We start from the raw sequence: 22,778 nt of genomic DNA, 5'->3' as shown, positions 1-22,778 counted from the left end.
GAAGCGGGTATCTGGATAGTCTTACTCGCAACAACATCAAGGGTTGATGCGGAGGGGAGCGGCGTGTCGCTTCTGGTGGTGGCGCCCGAGTGGCTGACATCAGCGGCTGCAGAATTGCAGAGCATCGAATCGGCGCTGAGCGCGGCCAATGCGGCAGCCGCCGTTCCGACCACGGGCCTGGGCGCCGCAGCGGCCGACGAGGTATCGACCGCGGTCGCGACGTTGTTTGCCGGATTCGGCCAGGAATACCAGGCGATCAGCACGCAGCTCAGCGCATTTCAACAGCAGTTTGCCCTGACCCTGAACTCATCGGCCGGGTCATACGCGGCCGCCGAGGCCCAGTCCGTGTCGGTACTGGACAAGCTGGGACGCGACGTGTTCGGGGCAATCAATGCGCCCACCGAAGCGTTGCTCGGGCGTCCCCTGATCGGCAACGGAGCGAATGGGACCGCCACCAGCCCCGACGGGGAAGCCGGCGGGCTGCTCTTCGGCAACGGCGGCATTGGCTACTCCCAGACTGGGTCGGGGATAGTCGGCGGGGCCGGTGGTTCGGCCGGGCTGATCGGCAACGGTGGCGCTGGGGGCACCGGCGGTGCCGGCGCGACCGGTGGTGCCGGCGGCAACGGCGGATGGCTCTTCGGTAGCGGTGGAATCGGCGGGACGGGTGGCGCCAACGCCGGGGGCACCGGTGGGACAGGTGGACTCGGCGGCTCGGCGGGCCTGTTCGGTGGGGGCGGCAACGGCGGCGCCGGCGGCCTCGGCATCAGCGGGGATCTCGGAACGGGCGGTGCGGGCGGCACCGGTGGCTTCTTGCTGGGTGACTACAGGGTCAGCGGTGCGGGCTGTGACGGTCGTACCGTGCCGCTGGAGGTTGTCAACGTCACTGAACCGGTGGTCAACGTCAACGTCAACGGCGGACACAGCACCCCGGTTCTGATTGACACCGGATCCGCCGGACTGGTGATGCAAGTCAAGGATGTCGGCGGCCCACTGGGGCTACTGCGCATGGGGCTACCCAGCGGAATCAGCATGAGCGCCTACAGCGGGGGACTGACCTACCTATTCGCCACGTACCCCACCACGGTGGATTTCGGCAATGGAATCGTCACCTCGACCACCGGTGTCGACGTTGTCCTGTTCTCCATCCCGACGTCGCCGTACGCCTTGACGACTTGGCTCAACGCCTTGTGGAGCAATCCGTTGACCACCCCGTTCGACGCATACTTCCAGTCCGCCGGTGTCGACGGCGTGCTCGGGGTCGGCCCCAACGCGGTGGGCCCGGGCCCCAGCATCCCGACTCAGGCGCTGGGCGGAGGCCTGGGTCAGGGGTTGCTCATCGACATGCAGGGCGGCGAGCTCGTGTTCGGCCCCAACCCCGCTGACACCCAATTTCTCGGTGAGCGGAGCGCCGATATCCACCCTGTGGGTGTCGGTCAATGGCGGCGCGCCGGTCGCGGTTCCCTCGATCATCGATTCCGGCGGCGTGATGGGAACCATCCCATCCTCGGTGATCGGCGGCTCGACCCTGCCCGCCAACACCAACATCACCGTCTATACCGACTCCACGATGACCAACGAGGTCTACCACTACAGCACAAACGACTACCAGCCGACGGTGATTTCGTCGGGCCTGATGAACACCGGGTTCCTGCCCTTCTGGATGCAGCCGGTGTATATCGACTACAGCCCGGCCGGTACCGGGACGACGGTCTTCAACAACCCGTAGTGGCCTCAGACGATCAACGCGGCCCCGTGCCGCGGCGGCAAGTTCAGTTGAGCTTGCCGGCCGCGAATGAGGCCGCTTGGTCGGTCATCCCGGCCTGAATGTAGGAGACGTGCGCCATGATGTTGCCGCCGCCGGTACAGATCGGGTCATCGGCGGCACACAAGTTGATCGTCTTGGCGCCATAGAGCGGGTTGATCGTCGGCAGCGGTTGACCGCCCCACAACATGCTCGAGAATCCACTCGACGGCTCACCGAACAGGGCGACCGCCGCGACGTGATCGGCCACCGTCGACGGCATCGCGGTGCTGGCCAGATCGATTACCGTCGCCCCCTGCGAGTACCCGCCGAGCACGATCTTGGTGTTCGGGCAGTTGGCGACGGTGCCCTGGATGTGCGCGCTGGCATCGTCGGAACCGAGCGACGCGCTGGTGTGGTAGTCGTCGTTGGCCGGGTAGTTGACCGCGTACACGTCCACTGAGCGCCCGCCGACCTGCGAGGTCAGCGAATCGACGAAAGCCTGCCCGATGTTGCCGAGACCGGGTTCCTGGTGGGTGCCCCGGGCGAAAACCACCGCGACGTCGGAGCACGGGTCGGCAGTGGCGGACGGACTGTAGATGGGTGCGCTCAGCACTCCCAAAGCCACCACCGCGGCACCAAGGATGCGAGCAAAACTGCGTGCGATCATTCCCAAATGCTTACATATCGGCGGCGGGGGTGCCGGTGGGGTCGGAGCTTCCGCACGTCAGGGCCCTAACTGCCGGTGCTGATGCCAGCGCCGTCAATGCGTTGTCAGCGCAGTCCGATGGCGGCCAGGCCCCGTTGGCCGGGGACCACGGCCGCGTCGGTGATCAGGTGGAAGTGTTCCAGGCCGGGGATATGGGTGTGGACTGCGGTGACCCCGTTGGAGCTGGTGTGTAGGTGCCGGAAGTAGGCAGTGAAGCCGCGCGAGTGCAACATCTGCAGCAACTGCTGTAGGTGCTCGTCTGGGGTGGACGCCACGAGGGTGTCGATAAATCCCGTCGCGGACATGGAGGTGGCGAACCTGCTGAGATCGAGCGCCATGGCGGCCTGTAACCCCGGATAGTCAGCCAGTTGACTTATCGCCAGCACACGTTTGGCGGCCTGGCCGGCTCCGGCCCGCTCTTGTTCGAGCTGGACTTGAACCAGCTCGGTTAGGGCCCGATAGACCGAATAGTGCCGCGACAGCGAGGCTCCGCTGCCCAGCAAATACCGGCCTCGGGAACCGGGGGAGTACGCCAAGGTGCTGGGTACTCCCAAGTCGGTGGTGATGTCGATGAGCCAGACCTGGCGGCCGATTCGGTTTTGAACCCGCGCAGCAGCTCCAGCAGCTCGTTCGGCAGAGTTTCGGTTGCCAGCGCGACCGGCGCATCGGGTTCCTCGGCAAGAAACATTTTGGCCAGAAACAACGACAATGCGTCGCGCTCGATGGCCTCGTTTATCGCGTGCACGGTGGCTTCGGTGCGGCTCGTGCCGATCGCCGAACCGTTGTTGGACGAATAGCGCGCCACCGCTGTGTAGTCCGCGGTGTCGCCCACCTCGGCACGCCGTTCGGCGGTGGCCGCCTCCGCCCACCATGGATTGGACAGGAACTGCGGTATGACCAAAGTGTCGCTGCCGTCGATGGTTTGATATCGCCGGCAGGTGATGTGGTTGTCGGGCTGGTCGGCGAGGATGGCCGCGTACGCTTCGCCGGATAGCGCCGAGTGCGCGATTTGCCCGCAGGGCAGTAACTCGATATTGAACGGGGTCAGGCTCTCTCGATGGATCAGGTAGTGCTCGAGCGCCTCGTAGAGGGCACCGACGCGCGCTTCGGCGACTTGGCCCTTGCCGAACCCGATGCCCTGCCGGGCTTGGCTATTGGTGTCGAACAACTCGCAGTGCCACGCGGTGGGGTCACCCCCGTAGTAGCGGAACTGCGCCGTCAGGCCTAGCTCTTCGAGCAAACCCATCCCGTGGGCCTCGGACTCGGTAAGCGGTAGCTGTCGCTCACCGTGCTGGTGTCGGACGTTGCCCGCGCTAGCTGCGATGGTCAACACTTGTCTTGCCCCAATGCATCGTGTTCACAGGAGATCTCCGACCTCCGAAGGGAGGCGCCTTTCCGGGCCCAGGTGTGCGAGCCCCTGAAATTCCGCCCGGAAAGGCGCGGTACGCGCTTTGAAACTTAGGTGCGCAGCAACTTCAGCACGGCCTGCTCAGCCGGCGTCAGCTTCGCTTCCGCGTCATCTACGGGCCGGAGCCAAGGCGATCGGGTTGGCCGAACTTTCATCCTCATCATCAATCTCCCTTCGGTGTATACCATACCCCCCAGGGTAGTAGTATGGGCCTGCCACTTATCCGGGTCAACCTCCACGGGAGGTGAAGTTTGTTGTCAATTACCTGTGTGGATACCCGTGCACAGCGGAGCGCTCGTCGCATCGAGCAGCTTTACTCCACCGATGCGCAATTCGCCGCCGCCCGGCCCAGTACGACGGTCGGTATCGCAATCAGCAAGTCCGGGTTGGGATTACGACAGATCATTCAAACGGTGATGGACGGATACCCGCAACGTCCGGCACTTGGGCAGCGGGCGACGCGCGTTGTTACCGATCCGAATACCGGGCGTAGCTCGGCGCAGCTGTTGGCGGAGTTCGAGACCATCACCTACCGGGAGTTGTGGAACCGCACCAATGCATTGACCAACGCATTCGCCGCCGAGGCATTTGCGAATCGCGGTCAGCGGGTCTGTGTGCTGGGATTCGCGAGCATCGACTACGCCACCATCGACTTGGCGCTGACGTTGCTCGGCGCGGTATCGGTTCCGTTGCCGACGAATTCGGCCCGCGCCCAGCTGTGCCATATCGTCTCCGAGACCCAGCCCAGCCTGATCGCCTCGAGTACCGAAAACCTGCCCGATGCAATCTCTTTGGTGCTGTCGCACCGCGCACCACACCGGGTGGTGGTGTTCGACTACCGCCCCGAACTCGACGCACACCGCGAAGCCCTCGAAGCCGCTCGCGCGCGCCTGGCCGCCATCCCGGTGACCGTCGAAACGCTCACCGCCATCATCGCGCGCGGTCGAACGGTGCGGCCGGCCGAGGCCGATTGCGGCGCCCAGTCCGCTGATGCACCGGCGCTTTTGATCTATACCTCCGGAAGCACCGGGGCGCCCAAGGGCGTCGTCTACACCCGCAACCGGGTGGCGGACTTCTGGCGTACCTCGAAAGCCGAGGTCGAACCGACCGAACAACGAACCGCTCCTTCGATCACCCTCAACTTCATGCCGATGAGCCACGCGAACGGCCGCCAGGTGCTCTACGGGACGCTGCCCAACGGCGGCACCGCGTATTTCACGGCCCGCAGCGACCTCTCTACGCTCTTCGATGATCTCGCGTTGGTCCGGCCCACCGAATTGGGCTTTCCACCGCGCATTTGGGACATGCTGTTGGAGAGGTTTGGGCGCGAAGTCGACCGTCGGCTCGGGGACGGCACAGCCGAGGGCGCCGACCCGGGCGCGCTGAAGGCTCGCGTGGCGGCCGACCTACGCCAGGTGCTGCTCGGCGGACGGTATGCGCTGGCGATGATGGGCTCCGCGCCAATCTCCGAGCAGATGAAAGCATCCGTCGAATCCCTGCTCGATCTGGACGTCATGGAGGGCTATGGCTCCACGGAAGCCGGAACGGTCATCATCAACAACGAGGTTCAGCGTCCCCAGGTGATCGACTACAAGCTGGTCGACGTTGCGGAACTGGGCTATTTCCTTACCGACCGGCCATATCCGCGAGGCGAACTGCTGGTCAAAACGTGGACACTGTTTTCCGGCTACTACCGGGACCCCGAAGACGGCGCCCAGGTCTTCGACCCGGACGGCTTCTACCGGACCGGCGACATCATGGCCCAAGTCGGCCCCGATCGGCTCGCCTACCTCGACCGGCGCAACAACGTGCTGAAGCTGTCGCAGGGGGAGTTCGTCGCGGTCTCGCGACTAGAAGCAATATTTGCCAATAGCCCGTTGGTCCGGCAGATCTTCGTCTATGCCAACGGTGCTCGCGCCTACCCACTGGCGGTAGTCGTGCCCACCGAGGACGCACAGTCGCGCCACGGTCGCGCCGAACTCAAGGCCGAGCCCCATACATCGCTGCACCGCGTTGCCATGTCGGCCGGTCTGGCACCCTACGAGATCCCACGCGACTTCATTGTCGAGACAACCCCCTTCACACCGCAGAACGGCCTGCTCACCGCAATCCACAAGCTGGCCCGGCCGCACCTCACGCAGCGCTATGGCGCACGTCTGGAGCTGCTGTACACCGAGCTGGCCGACAGCCAGACCCGCCGGCTGCACCGATTGCGTCAAACCGGTGGGCGGCTGCCGGCGCTCGAGACCATCAGGCGTGCCGCCGGGGCGCTGTTGGGCACGGCGACCACCGAGCCGCGGCCCGAGGCCCACTTCAAAGATCTGGGCGGGGATTCGGTATCGGCGGTGACGTTCTCCAACCTGCTATACGACATCTACGGTTTCGATGTTCCGGTCGGTGTGATCCTCGGCCCGGCAACCGATTTGCGGGCGCTGGCCAGCCACGTCGAGAGCCGGCGCGGTGCCGAATGGTCGGGGCCCAGCTTCGCGTCGGTGCACGCGCCGCGGGCGACCTCGGTACACGCCGGCGACCTGAAACTGGCCAAGTTCCTGGACACCAAGACGCTCGCAGCTGCCACGAGCCTGCCCGCTGCCGATGCCCGGGCACGGACGGTGCTACTCACCGGCGCAACCGGATTCCTGGGACGCTACCTGGTGCTGGAATGGCTGCGCCGGTTGCGGGCCGTCGGCGGCAAGCTGATCTGTCTGGTGCGAGCCGCGTCCGACGAACAAGCCCGGGTTCGGCTGGATACGGCCTTCGATAGCGGCGATCCGCGGCTGCCCGAGCACTTTCGGCAGCTCGCTGTCGACCGCCTGGAGGTCATCGCCGGCGATAAGAGCGAACCAGGTCTCGGTCTGGACGGCCCAACCTGGCAGCGACTGGCCGACACGGTCGACCTGATCGTCGACCCCGCCACGCTGGTCAACCACGTGCTGTCGTACCGGCAGCTGTTCGCCCCCAACGTGGCGGGCACCGCCGAGTTGCTCCGCCTCGCACTCACCACCAAACGCAAGCCCTATGCCTACGTCTCGACCGTCAGCGTGGCCAACCAGATCGAACCGTCCGCATTCACCGAAGACGCCGACATCCGGGAGATCAGCCGCACCCGAACCATCGATGACAGCTATGCCAACGGCTACACCACCAGCAAGTGAGCCAGCGAGGTGTTGTTACGTGAGGCTCACGATCTGTGCGGACTGCCGGTCACGGTCTTTCGTTGCGACATGATCCTGGCGGACACCAGCTACGCCGGCCAGCTCAACCTCGCCGATACCTTTACCCGGCTGATGCTCAGTGTGGCGGCCACCGGGATCGCGCCCGCCTCGTTCTACCGGCTGGGCCCCGACGGCAAACGCCAGGCCGCCCACTTCGACGGATTGCCCGTCGAATTCATCGCCGAGGCGGTGGCCACCCTGGGGGCGCGACGCCACGACGGGTTCCAGGTCCACCATGTGGCGAATCCGCACCACGACGGCGTTGGGTTGGACGAGTACGTCGACTGGCTAGTCGATGCCGGTTGCCCCATCCGGCGCATTCCCGACTATGGCGAGTGGCTGAGTCGATTCGAGACGGCGCTGCACGCGCTGCCGGATCGCAAGCGTCGTCATTCACTGCTTCCGCTGCTGCAGAACTATCGAGAACCCGCCGAGCCGATCCGGGGCGGCATCGCGCCCGCACCACGGTTTCGCGGTGCGGTACGGCAGGCGAAAATCGGCCGCGACAACGACATTCCCCATGTCGGCCCGGCGATCATCGCCAAGTACGCCAGCGAACTGCAGCTTCTCGGCCTGGCTTGAGCGGCGAGCGCCGGGGCGAACCGGCAAATGGCGCCGTGCTCAGCGCCACTTGATGCCGCAGCCGATCGACGGCCGCTGATCGGGCTGCACCGCACGCCCCGCCAAGATGGCATCGACGGCGGCCCGGATGTCGGCGGCCGTCACCGGCAGGTCGTTGCGTGGGCGTGAGTCATCGAGTTGGCCACGGTAGACGAGTCGGCGCTCGCCATCGAACACGAAGGTGTCGGGTGTGCATGCCGCGGAGAAGGCGCGGGCGACGTCCTGGCTTTCGTCGTAGAGGTAGGGAAACGTCCACCCGTGCCGGCGAGCCTCGGCGGCCATCTGGTCCGGCCCGTCCTGGGGGTAGGTGACCGCGTCGTTGCTGGAGATGCCGACCATCGGCACACCCTGATCCGCCAGATCACGACCGAGCTGCGCGAGCCCGGCGGCGACGTGCTGGACATAGGGGCAGTGGTTGCAGATGAAGGTGACGACAAGCGCAGGACCGGTCAGCTCCTCGAGACTGACCGTGGCTCCGGTGGCCGGGTTGGGCAGTGAGAAGTGCGGTGCGGGGGTGCCCAGGGCAAGCATGGTGGATTCGATAGCCATGTCCGCCAGCGTAGGGCCAAGGGCGTAGCGCGCCACAGGGTTGCCGCGCCGCGGGTTCACGGATCCGATGCCCGGCGGATGGTCGCAATTCGGGTCCGGCGACCGGTTCCTACCGGAACGCTCGATTGCCGTATCTGTCCAGCGAAACGATCTCTGCGACAGGCCGGCGCGTGGTGGGCCCGTACTTACCGATCGGCCATCCAAGCGGCACCACCGCGCATGGCGTCACGTTCCACGGAAGGCCCAACGCACGCCGCGCCAGCACCGTGCTCCACAGCGGCACGGTGATCAGCCCCGCGCCCAGTCCCGCCGCACGCGCGGCCAGTAAGAGGTTGTGCACGGCGGGATAGATGGAACCGTAGGCGCTGCTGGTCGATATCCGCGGCCAGGGCGCGATGACGCCCCTGAGGCAGGCCACCACGACAACCGGGATTTCTTCGAAGTGGTCCGCCTGCCATTGCACGGCCTTCTGCAGCCGCAGCATCTTCTCGTCGCCTCGGCGCGCGATGGAACGCCGGTAGATCGGGCCGAACAGTTGCATGGCGCGGCGATTGAGGCGGCCCAGTTTGGCGACCACCTCGCGGTCCTTGACGACGATGAACTCCCAATTCTGCGCGTTGGAACCGGTCGGCGCCTTCATGGCCAGCTCCAGTAGATGCAGTACCAGCGAGTCGTCTACCGGGTCGCTCTTGAGCCGTCGAATCGACCGTTGTGTGCGCATCGCGTCTTCCAGCGGCATGGTCAAAGGCTCTGCCTGCGTCATAACCCCGATTCCAGCACAACCAAACCCCGGTAGCCGAGCATGCCGGAGCGATTGGGTGCGGTCTCGACGCCACGCCCAATAATGATTAGGCTCCTAACTATGTCCGGGACGCGCAAGGTTCCTCAGCTGCCGCAGCCGATCGAGACCACCAGGCAAGAGACGCTGAAATGGGTCGCCGCGTCCGCACCCGGACTCGCCGTCGACGACGCGGAACTGGGCACCGCGTTGTTTGCCGGTTCGGTTCGGCTGGTGCGGACCGTCGAAAGCCACCTGCAGCGGTACGGCCTGTCGTCCGGCCGGTTCGCGGTGCTCATCACATTGGGCGCGGCGCCAGAGGGCCGCCATACACCCTCGGCGATCGCCGAACGCATCGCCGTACGACGACCCACCGTGACCGGGATCGTGAACGGATTGGAAAGCGCCGGACTGGTGCGCAGGAGCGCCGATCCGACAAGCCGGCGCAATCAGCTGGTGGAACTGACCGAGCGGGGGCGCCGGCTCGTCGCAGAAATCGCGCCCGACCATTTTGGGCGGTTAGCCGCGGCGATGGGGGAGTTCACGCCGGCCGATCGGGACACTCTGCGCGCCGCGATGGGCCTGCTGGACCGATTCGGTGAAATCCTGCTCAACGAAAGGGATGCATGATGCTCGCGCTGCTCTACGTTCTGGCCCTGGTCGCACTCGTCGTCAGCACCGGCGCGTTCTATCTGACGCTCATCCCGGCTTTTCCCGCCCCCTGGGTCTACTACCACTACCGGGTACGTAAGCCTGCGGTGTGGACTTTGTTCGCCGTGGGCGTTCTCGTCGTCGGGTGGGCGGCCCTTCGGCAGGGGACGTTTCCACTCGCCGCGCTGTGGCCTCTGCTGCTATTGGCACTGGCAACGGTGTTCACCTACCGCCTGCACCAGGAGGTGGTGTTCCCCGCGGTGGACTTCCCACCGATGGCACCGGATGCGCTGCGGCTGCCCCTGCACGACGACATGCAACTGGCCCTGATCGAGTACCAGGGAGTCAGCAAGGCGTACCCGCTCGACTATGTGATCCACCACCACATCGTCAACGACCGCTTCGGCGAGGCCACCGTTTCGCTGACGTACTGCACCATGTGTCGCAGCATCATTCCGTTCGACGTCACCGACATCGGACCGCTGTTCGTCGGCTCCTTCAAGAACGCCAACATGATCGTCGCGGACCGGCGCACCAAGACGTTCTTCCAACAGGGCACCTTCAGCTCGATCGTCGGCCCGCTGCATCCGCACACGCTGAACATGATTTCGTTTCAGATCCTTTCCTGGGCCGATGTGAAACAGCTCGAGCCGCTCCCACAGGTTGTCGACGCCACCGAGAAGGATCTGCGGCCGTTCGCGCTGCCCATCCACGGAGTGTGGCGGCGGATCCTCGCCAGCCAGGCCACACCGGGATTGCGGCGCGAGGAACGCGATCAGTCGATGCCAGCCCGCACCCGGGTCGTCGGCGTTCTGGAGTCCGCAGGCCGCCCGAGCCCGGTCTATGTCAAGGACAAGCTGCTCGAGCATGGCGTGGTGAAGGACCCGGAGACGGGCTGCTACCTAGTCGCGGTGCACGGTGCCGTCAACGGTTTCCGGGCCCGCGTCGATGGACACGACGTCGCTCTGAGCCTCGGTGCGGACCTGCTGCTGCACGACAAGACCAGCGCAACAACCTGGGACCTCACCGGACACCGTGTTCGCGGTCGGCTCAATGCGAACCTCACGCCCATCGCGGTCTCTGACGAGTACTGGTTTTCCTGGAAGTACTTTCACCCCGATACCCGGGTGATCGACGTCTGAGCGCTCCGCGCGGGGCCCGCCGCACGGAGAACCCCACCCCGGCGGTCGAGATTGGGCCGTCCGTCGATGTCGCACCGGACCTGCCCGCGGGCCAATGACAGGCCACGGGCCGCGGCAGCCACCCGGCTAGGCTTTCGAATATGCCGCTGAACGAAGGTGACATTTTCGCCGGATACGTCATTCAGCGGCTGCTCGGCACCGGCGGCATGGGTGAGGTCTACCTCGCCCAGCATCCCCGTCTGCCCCGTCTGGACGCCCTCAAGATCCTGTCCCTCGACGCCACCGACGACGACGAGTTCCGCGCCAGATTCACCCGTGAAGCCGAGCTCGCGGCCACACTGTGGCATCCGCACATCGTCGGCGTGCATGACCGCGGCGAGTTCGACGGCCGGCTGTGGATCTCGATGGACTATGTGGACGGTACCGACGCCCGCCACCTGGTGGAACAGCGCTACCGGTCCGGAATGCCGCTGGAAGACGTCATCGAGATCGTGACCGCGGTGGCCGAAGCGCTGGACTTTGCGCATGAGCGTCGCCTGTTGCACCGAGACGTCAAACCGGCGAATATCCTGGTCACAGAGCCATCCGAGAGCGCCCTGCGCCGGGTACTGCTGACCGATTTCGGTATCGCCCGCGAAATCGATGACAAGCACCGTCTGACCGAGGCCCAAATGGCCATCGGCACCGTGGCCTACGCAGCACCCGAACAGCTCACCGGTAAGCCGCTTGACGGTCGCGCCGACCAATACGCGCTGGCGGCGACGGCCTTCCACCTGCTGGCCGGTGTGCCACCCTTCGATCACTCGAATCGCGCCGTGGTGGTCGGCCAACACCTCAACATGCCTCCGCCCCGGATCTCCAAGCGCCACCCCAAACTCGCGCACCTTGATGCCGCGTTCGCCAAGGCGCTGGCCAAGGATCCCGATGATCGGTATCCCCGGTGCATCGATTTCGCCAAGGCTCTTGCCGCGGGGCCCGGCAGCATCGCCGCGCACCAGGCCCGCCGCGGCGTCACATCCACCGAGCCGTTCGACGTCAACGCGGAGATGTCGGCCGAAGCGTTAGAACCCGCACGTCCGTCCGGCACGGCCCCGTCGGCGCAAGCTCAGCCACACCCGTCAGAGGCAGGCGTGTCCACCGCTTCACTCGGTGCTGCCGACCAGCCCGGTGCCGGCAAGGCGCGTCACACCAAGCGGCTGGAGCGCATGACGGTGGACGGCACCGCCGTCTCGGTCCAGAAGCGACCGGCCGGACCCGAGCAGGATGAAGAAGTCTGGTTGTTCTGCGTGCAGCGCTACGAGTCGACCGGCGAACCACACACCGTCATTCCGGTCGAATTGCGCGGCACGTCAATCACCGGGCAACTCGCCAACGGCGACGCGGTCGGGGTCAGCGGAATCTGGGATGGCAGCACGCTGTTCGCCGATGCGGTCGTCAACTACACCGCCGCAAATCGGGGCCGACGGCGATCGTCGGCATTGAAGGTCGAGGGGGGCCTGAAAGAGGGCGAGGCCAGCGCACCGGCCAGACCCCCCGGTTCGAAGTCACGCAAAGGCCGGGCCTTCGCAATCGTCGCGGCGCTGCTGGCGCTCGCGGCGATTGCGGTGGCCGCTGTCTTAACCCACGGGTTCGGGTTGTGGTCGACCAGCGAACCGGGTCCGGTGGTGAAAGCGCAGCAGGCCACCGTGTTCTCTCCGGGTGGTACACCCGATCATCCCGGGCAGGCCGGCCTCGCCATCGACGGCGACCCGAACTCGGCCTGGCCAACCGACACCTATGTCGATGCGACCCCGTTCCCCGCCTTCAAGCAGGGGGTGGGTCTGATACTGCGGCTTGCCAAGCCGACCGCGCTGAGCGAGGTGACCATCGACGTGCCCAGCACCGGGACCGAAGTGCAGATCCGTGCGGCCGGCAGCGCGACTCCGGCCAGCCTGTCCGACACCACTGCGCTGACGCCCAACGTGGCACTTCATCCGGGGCACAACCGCATCCGGGTGGACAGCACGACGAAAACGGCCAATGTGCTGGTGTGGATCAGCAAGCTGGGCACAACCAAGGGGGAGAGCCGTACCGCGATCTCCGACATCACGCTGCGCGCACGCTAATCCAGCACTCTCGCCCATGGCGGACCCGCCATGGCTATCTCGCCGATGAGCGCCCGCCGGCAGGACGGTTGAGAGCTGACCGGCGCTACTCGGCCTCGTCCGCCGGGCGCAGCACCGACGACAGTTGCAGTCTTCAGGTTGGTTTCAGATCGCCTGTGTATCAACACACATATGACAGGATTCGCGCACTTCACCGCAACGACTGCCCTAGCAATCGCCGGCTTCGGGGTAGTCGGTTCGGGTATGGCCACCGCTACCCAAGCCGGGGCAGCCATCGCCCAAGACAGCCCGAAAATTGAACTGTCCGATCTTGCGGAGTTCGGTCCCCAAGGACCCAACCCGCGCGACCCCGGCCCAGGTTGGCCAGGCGGTCCGGGCGGACCCGGCGGACCCGGCGGACCCGGCATGGGCGAGCTTGGGCCCGGTGGCCCCGGCGGACCGGGTGGACCGGGTGGCCCCCCTGATCCAGCCGGACCGGGCGGACCCGGCGGTCCCGGTATTGGCGGATTCGGTCCCGGCGGACCGGGCGGGCCCCCTGATCCAGCCGGACCGGGCGGCCCCGGCGGACCGGGCGGACCCGGTGGACCCGGCGGACCCGGTATTGCCGGATTCGGCCCCGGCGGCCCCGGCGGACCGGGCGGACCCGACGGACCGCCCCCCGCTGGTCCCGCTGTCAACGGTCACGGGCTTGGCGGGCAGTCGCAGTCCCCAACCGCGGTGTAGGCGGTCCAACAACGAACGGATCCGTCGCGCACCGGAGCGGGCCGGGATCGTCGGCATGCCACCTGCAAAAATTCGTCCTCGTCTCGGGGCAAAACCCGCGTAGGCTCCACGATGTCAAGGACACATCGCAGGTCAGGGGCGCAGCATGGATGTCGACATCGAGAGCAACGCCGAAGATGCCCGTCGGCTACGCGAATTCTCCGCTTTCGACGCCTTCTCCGATGCTGAGCTGGAGCGTGTCGTGGAGGCGGCACAGCGCATTTCGCAGTCCGTGCCGTGGCCTTTGATCCGCGAACAGACTCCATCAGATGCCTGCTACATCCTGCTCAGAGGGGAGGCCGGCGTTTACGTCGGCCGGGACCGCATCGCCGTACTAAGGCCCGGCGAAGTGATCGGTGAATCTGCGCTTCGCCGTGGGAAACTGCGGTCTGCGACAGTAACGACAACCGGCCCGGCCGAGGTATTGCGAATCGGCCGCGACGATCTCGCCCGCCTGCTTGATGAGTTTCCCGCACTGCGCGAGACCATGGAGGCCACCACCGCTCGGCATGTGCCGGTAGCCCAGCCGCCGAAGCCAAAACCCGAACGCTCACCGCTGAATGCCTCGGCGCCGACGGAAGTGGTCGAACGTTTCGAGCAGGCAGCCGCCGCTGCCGGGGTGAGCGTCGGGGCCGCGCTCGAGGATGCGCTCACCCAGTGGATCGACCGGAACCAGTAGGCGTAGGCGGTCATCGAGCCAGGTCTGCGGGCTAGTCCGGCGAGGGCGCCGGGTCGCCATCCCAGGTGCTCGGCATCGCAGGTGTTCGCGGGCCGTCGTCGTACCCGTCACCGGCCAACTTGATCAACCCGGCTGCGGTGCGGTCGCCGGATTTGCCGGCGACACCGGAGAACCCGAAAGTCCCCGCACTACCTGCCAAGCCGGACGCGGTGGTGATCCGCTCGCTGCCCGTCATCGAGTCGGGAGCCGTCTCCGATTCCAAATCCATGTACTCAAAGCCGCGGCCGAGCTGGCCGACCTTCGTGCGCCGGCGGCGCTGCGAGCGAGCCGGCTCCGATGGGGCCGGCGCGACGACCGGCACCTCGGCACCATCGGGCCGCGGGGCCTTCTTGCGGGCGCTGGCACGTGCGGCGCTCTTGGCATCCGCGCCCAGGCCACCCACCATGTAGCCGAAATTCTCCATCCCCACTCCCAGACCAGCACCGCTTACCGGCGGTGGTGCGGTCGACGGCGGTGGCGGCGGGGCCTGCGTGAGGGTAAGGGTGCTCGCGTCCACGGGTGCTGGCGCCGGGGGAGTGGGCGGGACGTTGGGGGTTAGCGCGACCGGCGGAGCGGCGGGCGCGGCGACCGGTAGCGCCGGTGGCGGCACGGCGACCAGCGCCGCCAACCCCTTGGCACCAAGCGGCACCAGCACCGCGCCGGCCGCCAACGGCACCAGCGGAGCGGCCAACATCGGTGCCAGGGCCGCGAGAAGCACAGCGGTCTGCTCCAGCAGGGTCTTCAGCAGCGCGATCGTATCGGTGATGATCGTGCCAATGGCTTCCACGCTGGTGAACAAGATGGTGAGGCCAATGGTCATGGGATTGCCCGACGCGAACGCGGCGGCAAGGTCGGCACCGATGAATGCGAACGTTTGTGACAGGAGGGTGACATACGTAGCAAAGTCCATCGGGTAGCCGAGGGCGAAGGCGATGTTGAGCGGGATGAGGTAGGTGAGCGGATTGCCGAGGGTGAGCAGATACGGGTCAAATCCGGAGAACAGCGCCTGCAGGAAGAGGATGTTCGCCAGCCAATCGACGAACGGCTTGATCAGCTTGTTGTAGAGGTCGACATACCCGATGTCCTTGAGCCATTGCAGAAACTGGCTTTGCCGGTCGGGAGGTAGCTCCGCTGCCTGTGCGGCGGCAGCCGCCGGCGCGGCGGCGTTCATGATCGGCGGGCCGGGGCGGGCTGCGGCGCGGCAGCCACCGCCGTGGCCGAGACGTCCTGGTAGCCGCCCATGACCGCGTCGGCCTGAATCCACATCCGCACGTAATCGGCTTCGTTGACCGCGATTGGGATGGTGTTGATGCCGAAAAAATTTGTGACTACCAGCCCCGTATGGATCGTGTGGTTGGCTCCCAGCTCCGCCAATGTCGGCATCGCCGCCAGGGCGGCGGTGTAGGCGGCGGCAGCGGTTTGCTGCTGACCGGCCATTGCAGCGCTGTTGGCGCTGGCCTGTATCAGCCACATCAGATATGGCACGTGGGCCGCCACGTAGATTTCGGCGGTCGGACCGTCCCACGCTCCGGCCTGTACGGCGGCTAGCAGAGCGGCAAGTTCCTCCGCCGCCTCGGCGTAGGTGATGCTCAGCGAAGTCCACTCGCCCGCGGCCACCAGCAACGAACCGGGGCCCGGGCCGCTGCTCAACAGGGCCGAATGCACCTCTGGCGGCGCCGCCATCCAGATCGGCGCGGTCATCGATCACCGCCAGCGAACCGATGCTCACCGATGTGAGGCGCGGCCGACATCCTGACGGTGTGGGCACGTGGGGCCATCAATAGTCCTCCGGTACGACGGGATGCCCGCGCCTGGTAAACCGTGTTAGCCGCTAGAGCCGATGAATGGCGCCGTCTGCCCGGCACCGTGTCTGCATACCTACGACCATTCGCCCAATCCACGAGGCGACGCGCGCCGAACACAACGTGCCCGGCGCAACTGGCAGGTCTTCGGACTCGCAGGCCCGCACCGACGATGGTGCTCCTACTAACCGTCGCTTCCCAGTCCCAGGCTGTGGGGCCAGTGCCGATGACGGTGTTCGTTCCTGCATACCGCTGCGGGACAGTCCCGGATTCCCACCGGGTTCCCTCTCACGACGAAGCTGCGAAAGCCTCCGCCGCTTGATGCCGACAACACTCAGAATGCCGCCAGCAAACCAGCTGCGCCGCTTAGATTACTCGACGCGCACGCTTTGGGCCCAACGCTCACACCTAAATCACAGCGGGAAGCCAGGCGGATAGGCGACGCTGTTGCGGATTGAGATCCAAATGTAGGTGGGGTGCCCCCCTCGGCGGCAGCATCAAATCCGTTCGAGGGGGAGCGGCTGGAACAGCCATGTTGGCGACGAGTTTGCTGAGGTTGGGTCACAACTGCCGTGACCGGGCTTCATATTCGCCGCCGCCGCGCTGGCATCGGTGATAATGGCCGAAGTGTGGACGTCCAATGATGCTGATACTCGACCGGCCCAGAGGTGGCTGTTCGCGAGGTCACGGATGCGAGGCTCCCTAGGCCTGGTAGCCGCGTGAACGCCTACCTGCATCAGCGATTCCCCGAGCTGCGCACCACCCTCGAGCGCGTCACCCTCGGCGACGGTCCCACACCCGTGCGCCCCCTGTCCCATCTGATCAGCGCTTGCCCGTCGATCTGGATCAAAGACGACGGCGCCTACGGCAACGGGGGCTGGGGCGGCAACAAAGTCCGCAAACTGGAATGGCTGCTGCCCGAAGTAAGACGCCAACGGCGAAGCACGATCCTAACCTTCGGTGGGCTGGGCACCAACTGGGGACTCGCGGCCACGCTCTACGCCGCCGAGCTGGGCATTCACACCGCTCTGGCACTCATCGACCAGCCGGTAGACGAGCATGTCGAAGCCCAGCTCGACCGCCTTCGGGCATCCGGTGCCGACATCTATCTGACGCGCTCCAAGGCCCGAACGGTGGCCGCCGCCCCGTACCTATACCTGCGCCACCGACGTCCCTACCTGCTACCGGCCGGCGGGTCCTCACCCCTGGGAGTCATCGGCTATGTCGAGGCAGCATTCGAACTCGCCGCGCAGCTTAGAGACGGTGCGCTGCCGACGCCATCGTCGATCGTCACCGCGGTCGGGTCTGGGGGTACGGTGGCCGGCCTGCACCTGGGCCTCACGCTCGCCGGCCTGACCGATATTCAGGTGATCGGCGTCGTTGTCAACGACAAGCTCCGACTCGACCATCGATCGATCACATCGCTGGCTCGACGGGCCGCACGTCTGCTGCAAGATCGCGGCGCCAAGCTACCGTCCATCGACCTGCCTGCCGAACGGCTGACCCTGCTGCGCGACTGGCTGGGGCCCGGTTACGGCCACCCGACCAGCCAGGGGACTCTGGCACTGAAACTCGCGCGCGAATCCGAGCATCTCGATCTCGAACCCGTCTACACGGCCAAAGCGATGGCCGCCCTGCTCGACCTGACCACCAGCGGCCGGCTGCCAGTGGGACCGACGCTCTACCTGCACACCAACGGGCCGCGGTAGCGCGCACCGGGGTGCCGTGTTGCACCCCGGTGCCGCCCGCACTGCTACGCCAAGGTGGGTGCCCCTTACCCGCCCTCGCCATCACGGATCTGCACGTGGTGATGTGCTGTGTGCTGTGCCCTATCACCGGCGCGCAATGCTGGGCTGCGATGTCAAGGAGGGAATCGAACCCTCTGCGCTGCCCTCCGCGCGCCAGCAGAGACCGGACTTTGCCCGCCGATCTTGGGCTTGTGCACGCCTCCGCGACAACTACCTGCTCCACCTCGGCCCGCTAATCCAGCCCCTCGACCTCCCAGTTGGACTGTTGGATCCGAACATCGAGCTCACGAAGTTCGCGGGCGAGCTCGTCGGCCTGGGCGCGCAGTTCGGCAACGGGCAGGGCCGGCAGCATCTTGAGCTCGGACCGCAGTTGGCGCGAGTAGGCGGGCTGGTTGCTACCGGCGGCCGCGTCCGCGGCGGCGGTGAGCACGTAGTGACGCAGACGCAGGGCGTCTCGGCGGGCCAGCGCGTCGGTCAGCGTGCCGTCCGCGCCGATCGCCGTGGCGGCGTTGGTGCGGTTGATGCGCCGGATCAGCGTCTCGTACTCATCCAGCGTCTCGCCGACTTCGGCGAGCAGAGCCGCGGCATCCTCGGCCGGTTCCTCGCCTTCTTGATAGCGGGCGTTGCCCACGATGCGCGTGCGCAGCTGCTCGACCCGCCGCGCCGCGTTCGCGCGCAGCGATAACGCCTCTGCCAGCTTCACAATCCCTGCTCCTCAGTTCGTCACCCCAAGCGCCGGCTCTCGCCAAGGCCCGGCTGCAAGCCCTTAGCATGATGGCTCCAAATCAGGTAGCTGGCAACGTATTTCCGGTGCCCGGTCAGATCCGCGGACCGCGCTATCGAGGGGCAACGCGGCACCGCCTATCCTGACCGGAGTGGCCGATCTGTCCGTTGCGCAGCTGCGCAGCCGTCTCGACGGTCTGAGCACCCGTGACGCCGTGCGTCTGGGCAGGCGCTTGAAGGGGGCTTCGCGGCGCCAAGCCGGAGAGGCTGCAGCAGCTGACCGAGCAGATCGCTGTCCAGATTTCTGCGGCCGAGGCGCTGATTGCGACGCGACAAGCCGCCGTTCCGACGATCACCTACCCCGACCTGCCGGTCAGCGAGCGTCGCCAGGAGATCGCCGAGGCGATACGGGCGAACCAGGTGGTCGTCGTCGCGGGGGAGACCGGGTCGGGCAAGACCACCCAGCTACCGAAAATCTGCCTGGACATCGGCCGCGGGGTCCGCGGGACGATCGGACACACCCAACCTCGGCGGCTAGCCGCCCGCACGGTCGCGCAACGCATCGCCGACGAGCTGCAAACCCCGCTGGGCGACGCGGTCGGATACGCCGTCCGGTTCACCGACCAGGTCAGCGAGCGCACCCTGGTCAAGTTGATGACCGACGGGATTCTGCTCGCCGAGATCCAGCGCGATCGACGCTTGCTGTGCTACGACACGCTGATTCTGGATGAGGCCCACGAGCGCAGCCTCAACATCGATTTCTTGCTCGGATACCTGCGCGAGCTGCTGCCGCGCCGCCCGGACCTGAAGCTGATCGTGACGTCGGCGACGATCGAGCCGCAACGCTTCGCCGCCCACTTCGGTGGGGCGCCGATCATCGAGGTGTCCGGACGGACCTACCCGGTCGCGATTCGGTACCGGCCGTTGGAGGTTCCCGTTTCGACGGGGTCCCCGGAAGACTCCAGCGACCCGGACGACCCGGACCACGAAATCGTCCGCACCGAGACCCGCGACGAGGTGGAGGCGATCGTCGACGCGGTCCACGAACTGCAAAACGAAGCCCCCGGAGACGTCCTGGTTTTCCTGTCCGGGGAGCGTGAGATCCGCGATACGGCCGAGGCACTCAGCGGCCTCGAACACACCGAGGTGCTTCCGCTGTATGCCCGGCTGCCGACCGCCGGGCAGCAGAAGGTGTTCGCGCCGCACACCGGGCGCCGCGTCGTGCTGGCAACCAACGTGGCCGAGACATCGCTGACCGTGCCGGGCATCCGCTACGTCGTCGACCCGGGCAATGCCCGCATCTCGCGCTACAGCCGCCGCCTCAAGGTGCAGCGGCTACCGATCGAACCGATCTCCCAGGCGTCCGCCGCGCAGCGGGCCGGCCGATGTGGTCGGGTTGCCCCCGGCATCTGCATCCGCCTCTACTCCGAGGACGACTTCGCCGCCCGACCGCAATACACCGACCCGGAGATACTGCGGACCAACCTGGCCGCGGTGATCCTGCAGATGGCGACGCTGCAGCTGGGCGAGATCGAGACCTTCGGATTTCTCGACCCGCCGGATCGGCGCAGCGTTCGCGACGGCGTACAGCTGTTGCAGGAACTCGGCGCCTTCGACCCAACCGGCGCGATCACCGATCTCGGCCGTCGCTTGGCGAGGCTGCCGGTTGACCCCAGGCTGGGCCGGATGATTCTGCAGGCCGGGGTGGAGGGGTGTCTGCGTGAGGTCCTGGTCCTAGCCGCGGCGCTGACGATCCCTGATCCGCGGGAAAGACCAACCGACCGCGAAGAGGCAGCCCGCCAAAAGCATGCCCGATTCGCCGACGAGGACTCGGACTTCATGTCCTACCTCAACCTCTGGAGGTACCTCGGCGAGCAGCGAAGGGCTCTGTCACGCAGCGCTTTCCGGCGGATGTGCCGCAACGAGTTCCTGCACTACCTGCGCATCCGGGAGTGGCAGGACTTGGTCGGACAGCTGCGCAGCATCTGTCGCGACCTCGGCCTAGCCGAGTCAGGACCGCAATCGGATGATCCGGCCGAGCCCGCCCGGGTGCACGCGGCGCTGCTGGCCGGGCTGCTCTCGCATGTTGGGATGCGCCGTGAAGACGGCCGGGAGTATCTGGGTGCGCGCAACTCGAGGTTCGTTCTGGCGCCCGGATCGGTGCTCACCAAGCGACCGCCACGCTGGGTCGTGGTGGCCGAGCTGGTCGAGACCAGTCGCCTCTACGGGCGCATCGCCGCCCGCATCCAGCCGGAAGTGGTCGAGCGAGTTGCGGGGGAGTTGGCCCAACGCAGCTACAGCGAACCGCACTGGGACGCCAAGCGCGGCGAGGTGATGGCCTACGAACGGGTGACGCTGTACGGTTTGCCGCTGGCCGCGCGCCGACGCGTGGGGTACTCGCGGGTCGAGCCCACGGTGGCACGGCAGCTGTTCATCCGCCATGCGCTCGTGGAGGGCGACTGGCAGACCCGTCATCACTTCTTTGCCGACAACGCGCGGTTGCGCACGCAACTCGAAGAACTGGAGGAGCGGGCCCGCCGACGCGGCCTGCTGGTCGATGACGATGACGTCTATGAGCTCTACGACGCCCGCATCCCCGCCGAGGTCGTCTCCGCACGGCACTTCGACACGTGGTGGAAAAAGCAGCGCCACCAGACGCCGGATCTGCTCACCTTTACCCGAAATGAGCTGCTGCGCAGCGATGATCCTGCCGACACCGATCGGCCGGACGCCTGGCAGACCGACGACGCGGCACTGCCCCTGACCTACCGGTTCGAGCCCGGCGCCGCCGATGACGGCGTCACGGTGCACGTGCCGGTCGACGTGCTTGCCCGCTTGGGGGACGACCAGTTCGCCTGGCAGGTGCCGGCGTTTCGCGAAGAACTGGTCACCAAACTCATCCGCTCACTCCCGAAAGACTTGCGCCGCAACTTCGTTCCGGCCCCCGATGCCGCCCGGGCGGTGTTGGCCGGGATCGACCCGGCCAAAGAGCCGCTAATGCAGGCGTTGCAGCGCGAACTACGGCGTCGCAGCGGCGTCTTGGTACCCATCGATGCCTTCGACCTGACCAAGCTGCCACCGCACCTGCGGGTGAATTTCGCCGTGGAATCCGCCGATGGCACCGAGGTCGCCCGCGGCAAGGACCTCAAGGCGCTGCAAGCCGAGCTGGCGGCCCCCGCCCAGCGGGCGGTCGCCGACGCGGTTGCCGGCGATCTGGAACGAAAAGGGTTGCGCGCCTGGCCCGATGACGTGGACGAACTGGCGTGCGTCGTCGAGCGCAGCGTCGGCGGGCGGGCCGTGCGAGGGTTCCCGGGGCTCGTCGATCAAGGCTCGCACGTGGACTTGCGGGTGTTCGCGACATCAGCCGAACGTGACCATGCGATGGCACCCGGCACCCGGCGGCTGGTGCGGCTCGGTGTGGCCGCACCGCTGAAAGCCGTCGAACGCCAGCTGGACCCACGCACCCGCCTGCTGCTCGGGACCAACCCGGATGGTTCGCTGACCGCGCTGCTCGACGACTGCGCCGACGCGGCGACCGACGCACTGACACCGGGGCCGGTATGGACGCGGGCCGAGTTCGTCGCCTTGTGCGCCGACGTGGCGAAAGCGCTAATCCCGATGACCATCGACATCGTGGGGCGCGTCGCGAAGGTGCTCGCCGCCGCGCAGGAGGTGCAGCTCGCCTTGCCCGCGAAGCCACCGTCGGCGCAGACCGACGCGATCGCCGATATCCGCGCCCAGCTGGACCGGTTGGTTCCACCGGGCTTCGTGGCCGCAACCGGGCGGGCACATCTCGGCGACCTCGCCCGCTACCTGATCGCGATCCGTCGACGCCTTGACCGGTTGCCGCATGCCGTTGCGGCCGACCGGGACCGGATGGAGCGGGTACAAGCCGTTGTGGAGGCCTACGACGAACTTGTGCACGCGCTGCCGCTGGCACGGGCCAGCGCCGCCGACGTCCGCGACATCGGCCGCCAAATCGAGGAGTTGCGGGTGAGCCTGTGGGCCCAGCAGCTCGGCACCCCGCGTCCGGTCAGTGAACAGCGGATCTACCGGGCGATCGACGCCGTGCACCACAGCGACACGGAGCGCTGAGTTCGCGCCGG

Annotated in this window: 11 protein-coding genes, 4 pseudogenes and 1 riboswitch; of the genes and pseudogenes, 8 read left to right on the top strand and 7 right to left on the bottom strand. The window is 66.7% G+C overall.

What is annotated here, in order from left to right; genetic code table 11:
• The first annotated feature begins 63 nt into the window (after positions 1–63).
• Positions 64–1,726, top strand: a pseudogene (locus tag SHTP_RS12235) (PecA family PE domain-processing aspartic protease).
• A gap of 43 nt (positions 1,727–1,769) precedes the next feature.
• Here SHTP_RS12235 and SHTP_RS12230 read toward each other — a convergent pair.
• The 3 genes from SHTP_RS12230 to SHTP_RS30400 all read right to left on the bottom strand — a co-directional run bounded on the left by SHTP_RS12230 (position 1,770) and on the right by SHTP_RS30400 (position 3,783).
• The gene (locus SHTP_RS12230) at positions 1,770–2,411 is read right to left on the bottom strand and encodes a cutinase family protein (protein WP_020725426.1); all 642 of its coding nucleotides are present in this window, start codon (positions 2,409–2,411) and stop codon (positions 1,770–1,772) included.
• Positions 2,412–2,515: 104 nt separating this feature from the next.
• Positions 2,516–3,016: a YcaO-like family protein gene (locus tag SHTP_RS29800; protein WP_420866691.1), complete on the bottom strand. Its 501-nt coding sequence runs from the start codon at positions 3,014–3,016 to the stop codon at positions 2,516–2,518.
• Positions 2,899–3,783, bottom strand: a complete 885-nt coding sequence (locus tag SHTP_RS30400; protein WP_420866662.1) for a YcaO-like family protein — start codon at positions 3,781–3,783, stop codon at positions 2,899–2,901. Before SHTP_RS30400 ends, SHTP_RS29800 begins: the two co-directional genes overlap by 118 nt.
• A 344-nt stretch (positions 3,784–4,127) precedes the next feature.
• On the opposite strand from SHTP_RS30400, the pseudogene car reads away from it, so the two are divergent.
• Positions 4,128–7,655, top strand: a pseudogene (car, locus tag SHTP_RS12215) (carboxylic acid reductase).
• A 39-nt stretch (positions 7,656–7,694) separates the two neighbouring features.
• On the opposite strand, the gene SHTP_RS12210 reads toward car, so the two are convergent.
• Both SHTP_RS12210 and SHTP_RS12205 read right to left on the bottom strand, forming a co-directional pair.
• Positions 7,695–8,243 carry a thioredoxin family protein gene (locus tag SHTP_RS12210; protein ID WP_011740216.1) on the bottom strand — a complete coding sequence of 183 codons (549 nt, stop codon included), beginning with the start codon at positions 8,241–8,243 and terminating at the stop codon, positions 7,695–7,697.
• A 109-nt stretch (positions 8,244–8,352) separates the two neighbouring features.
• Positions 8,353–8,982: a nitroreductase family protein gene (locus SHTP_RS12205; protein ID WP_096372443.1), complete on the bottom strand. Its 630-nt coding sequence runs from the start codon at positions 8,980–8,982 to the stop codon at positions 8,353–8,355.
• Between the two features lie 123 nt (positions 8,983–9,105).
• Between SHTP_RS12205 and SHTP_RS12200 the strand changes: the two genes are divergently transcribed.
• The 4 genes from SHTP_RS12200 to SHTP_RS12180 all read left to right on the top strand — a co-directional run bounded on the left by SHTP_RS12200 (position 9,106) and on the right by SHTP_RS12180 (position 14,360).
• Positions 9,106–9,651, top strand: coding sequence for a MarR family winged helix-turn-helix transcriptional regulator (locus SHTP_RS12200; RefSeq protein ID WP_096370726.1), 546 nt, complete (start codon positions 9,106–9,108; stop codon positions 9,649–9,651).
• Positions 9,651–10,814 carry a DUF3179 domain-containing protein gene (locus SHTP_RS12195; protein WP_096372442.1) on the top strand — a complete coding sequence of 388 codons (1,164 nt, stop codon included), beginning with the start codon at positions 9,651–9,653 and terminating at the stop codon, positions 10,812–10,814. The genes SHTP_RS12200 and SHTP_RS12195 overlap by 1 nt, the downstream gene beginning before the upstream one ends.
• A gap of 140 nt (positions 10,815–10,954) precedes the next feature.
• Positions 10,955–12,919 (top strand): serine/threonine-protein kinase, encoded by a 1,965-nt coding sequence (locus SHTP_RS12190; protein WP_096370725.1) that lies wholly within the window; start codon positions 10,955–10,957, stop codon positions 12,917–12,919.
• An 868-nt stretch (positions 12,920–13,787) separates the two neighbouring features.
• Positions 13,788–14,360, top strand: coding sequence for a cyclic nucleotide-binding domain-containing protein (locus SHTP_RS12180; protein WP_096370724.1), 573 nt, complete (start codon positions 13,788–13,790; stop codon positions 14,358–14,360).
• A 31-nt stretch (positions 14,361–14,391) separates the two neighbouring features.
• On the opposite strand, the pseudogene SHTP_RS12175 reads toward SHTP_RS12180, so the two are convergent.
• Positions 14,392–16,100: pseudogene (locus tag SHTP_RS12175) on the bottom strand (PPE domain-containing protein).
• 222 nt (positions 16,101–16,322) lie between these two features.
• Positions 16,323–16,535: riboswitch (cobalamin riboswitch) on the bottom strand.
• A gap of 385 nt (positions 16,536–16,920) precedes the next feature.
• Between SHTP_RS12175 and SHTP_RS12170 the strand changes: the two are divergent.
• Positions 16,921–17,910, top strand: coding sequence for a 1-aminocyclopropane-1-carboxylate deaminase/D-cysteine desulfhydrase (locus tag SHTP_RS12170; protein WP_012394641.1), 990 nt, complete (start codon positions 16,921–16,923; stop codon positions 17,908–17,910).
• Positions 17,911–18,181: 271 nt separating this feature from the next.
• Here SHTP_RS12170 and SHTP_RS12165 read toward each other — a convergent pair whose 3' ends face one another.
• Entirely contained in the window at positions 18,182–18,652 is a 471-nt protein-coding gene (locus SHTP_RS12165; protein ID WP_096370723.1) for a DIP1984 family protein, read from the bottom strand.
• Positions 18,653–18,824: 172 nt separating this feature from the next.
• On the opposite strand from SHTP_RS12165, the pseudogene hrpA reads away from it, so the two are divergent.
• A pseudogene (gene hrpA, locus SHTP_RS12160) lies at positions 18,825–22,767 on the top strand (ATP-dependent RNA helicase HrpA).
• Positions 22,768–22,778: the final 11 nt, after the last annotated feature.

This window comes from Mycobacterium ulcerans subsp. shinshuense (assembly GCF_002355775.1).
GTDB classification, from domain to species: domain Bacteria; phylum Actinomycetota; class Actinomycetes; order Mycobacteriales; family Mycobacteriaceae; genus Mycobacterium; species Mycobacterium marinum.
This window is presented reverse-complemented; position numbering and strand designations above follow the sequence as displayed.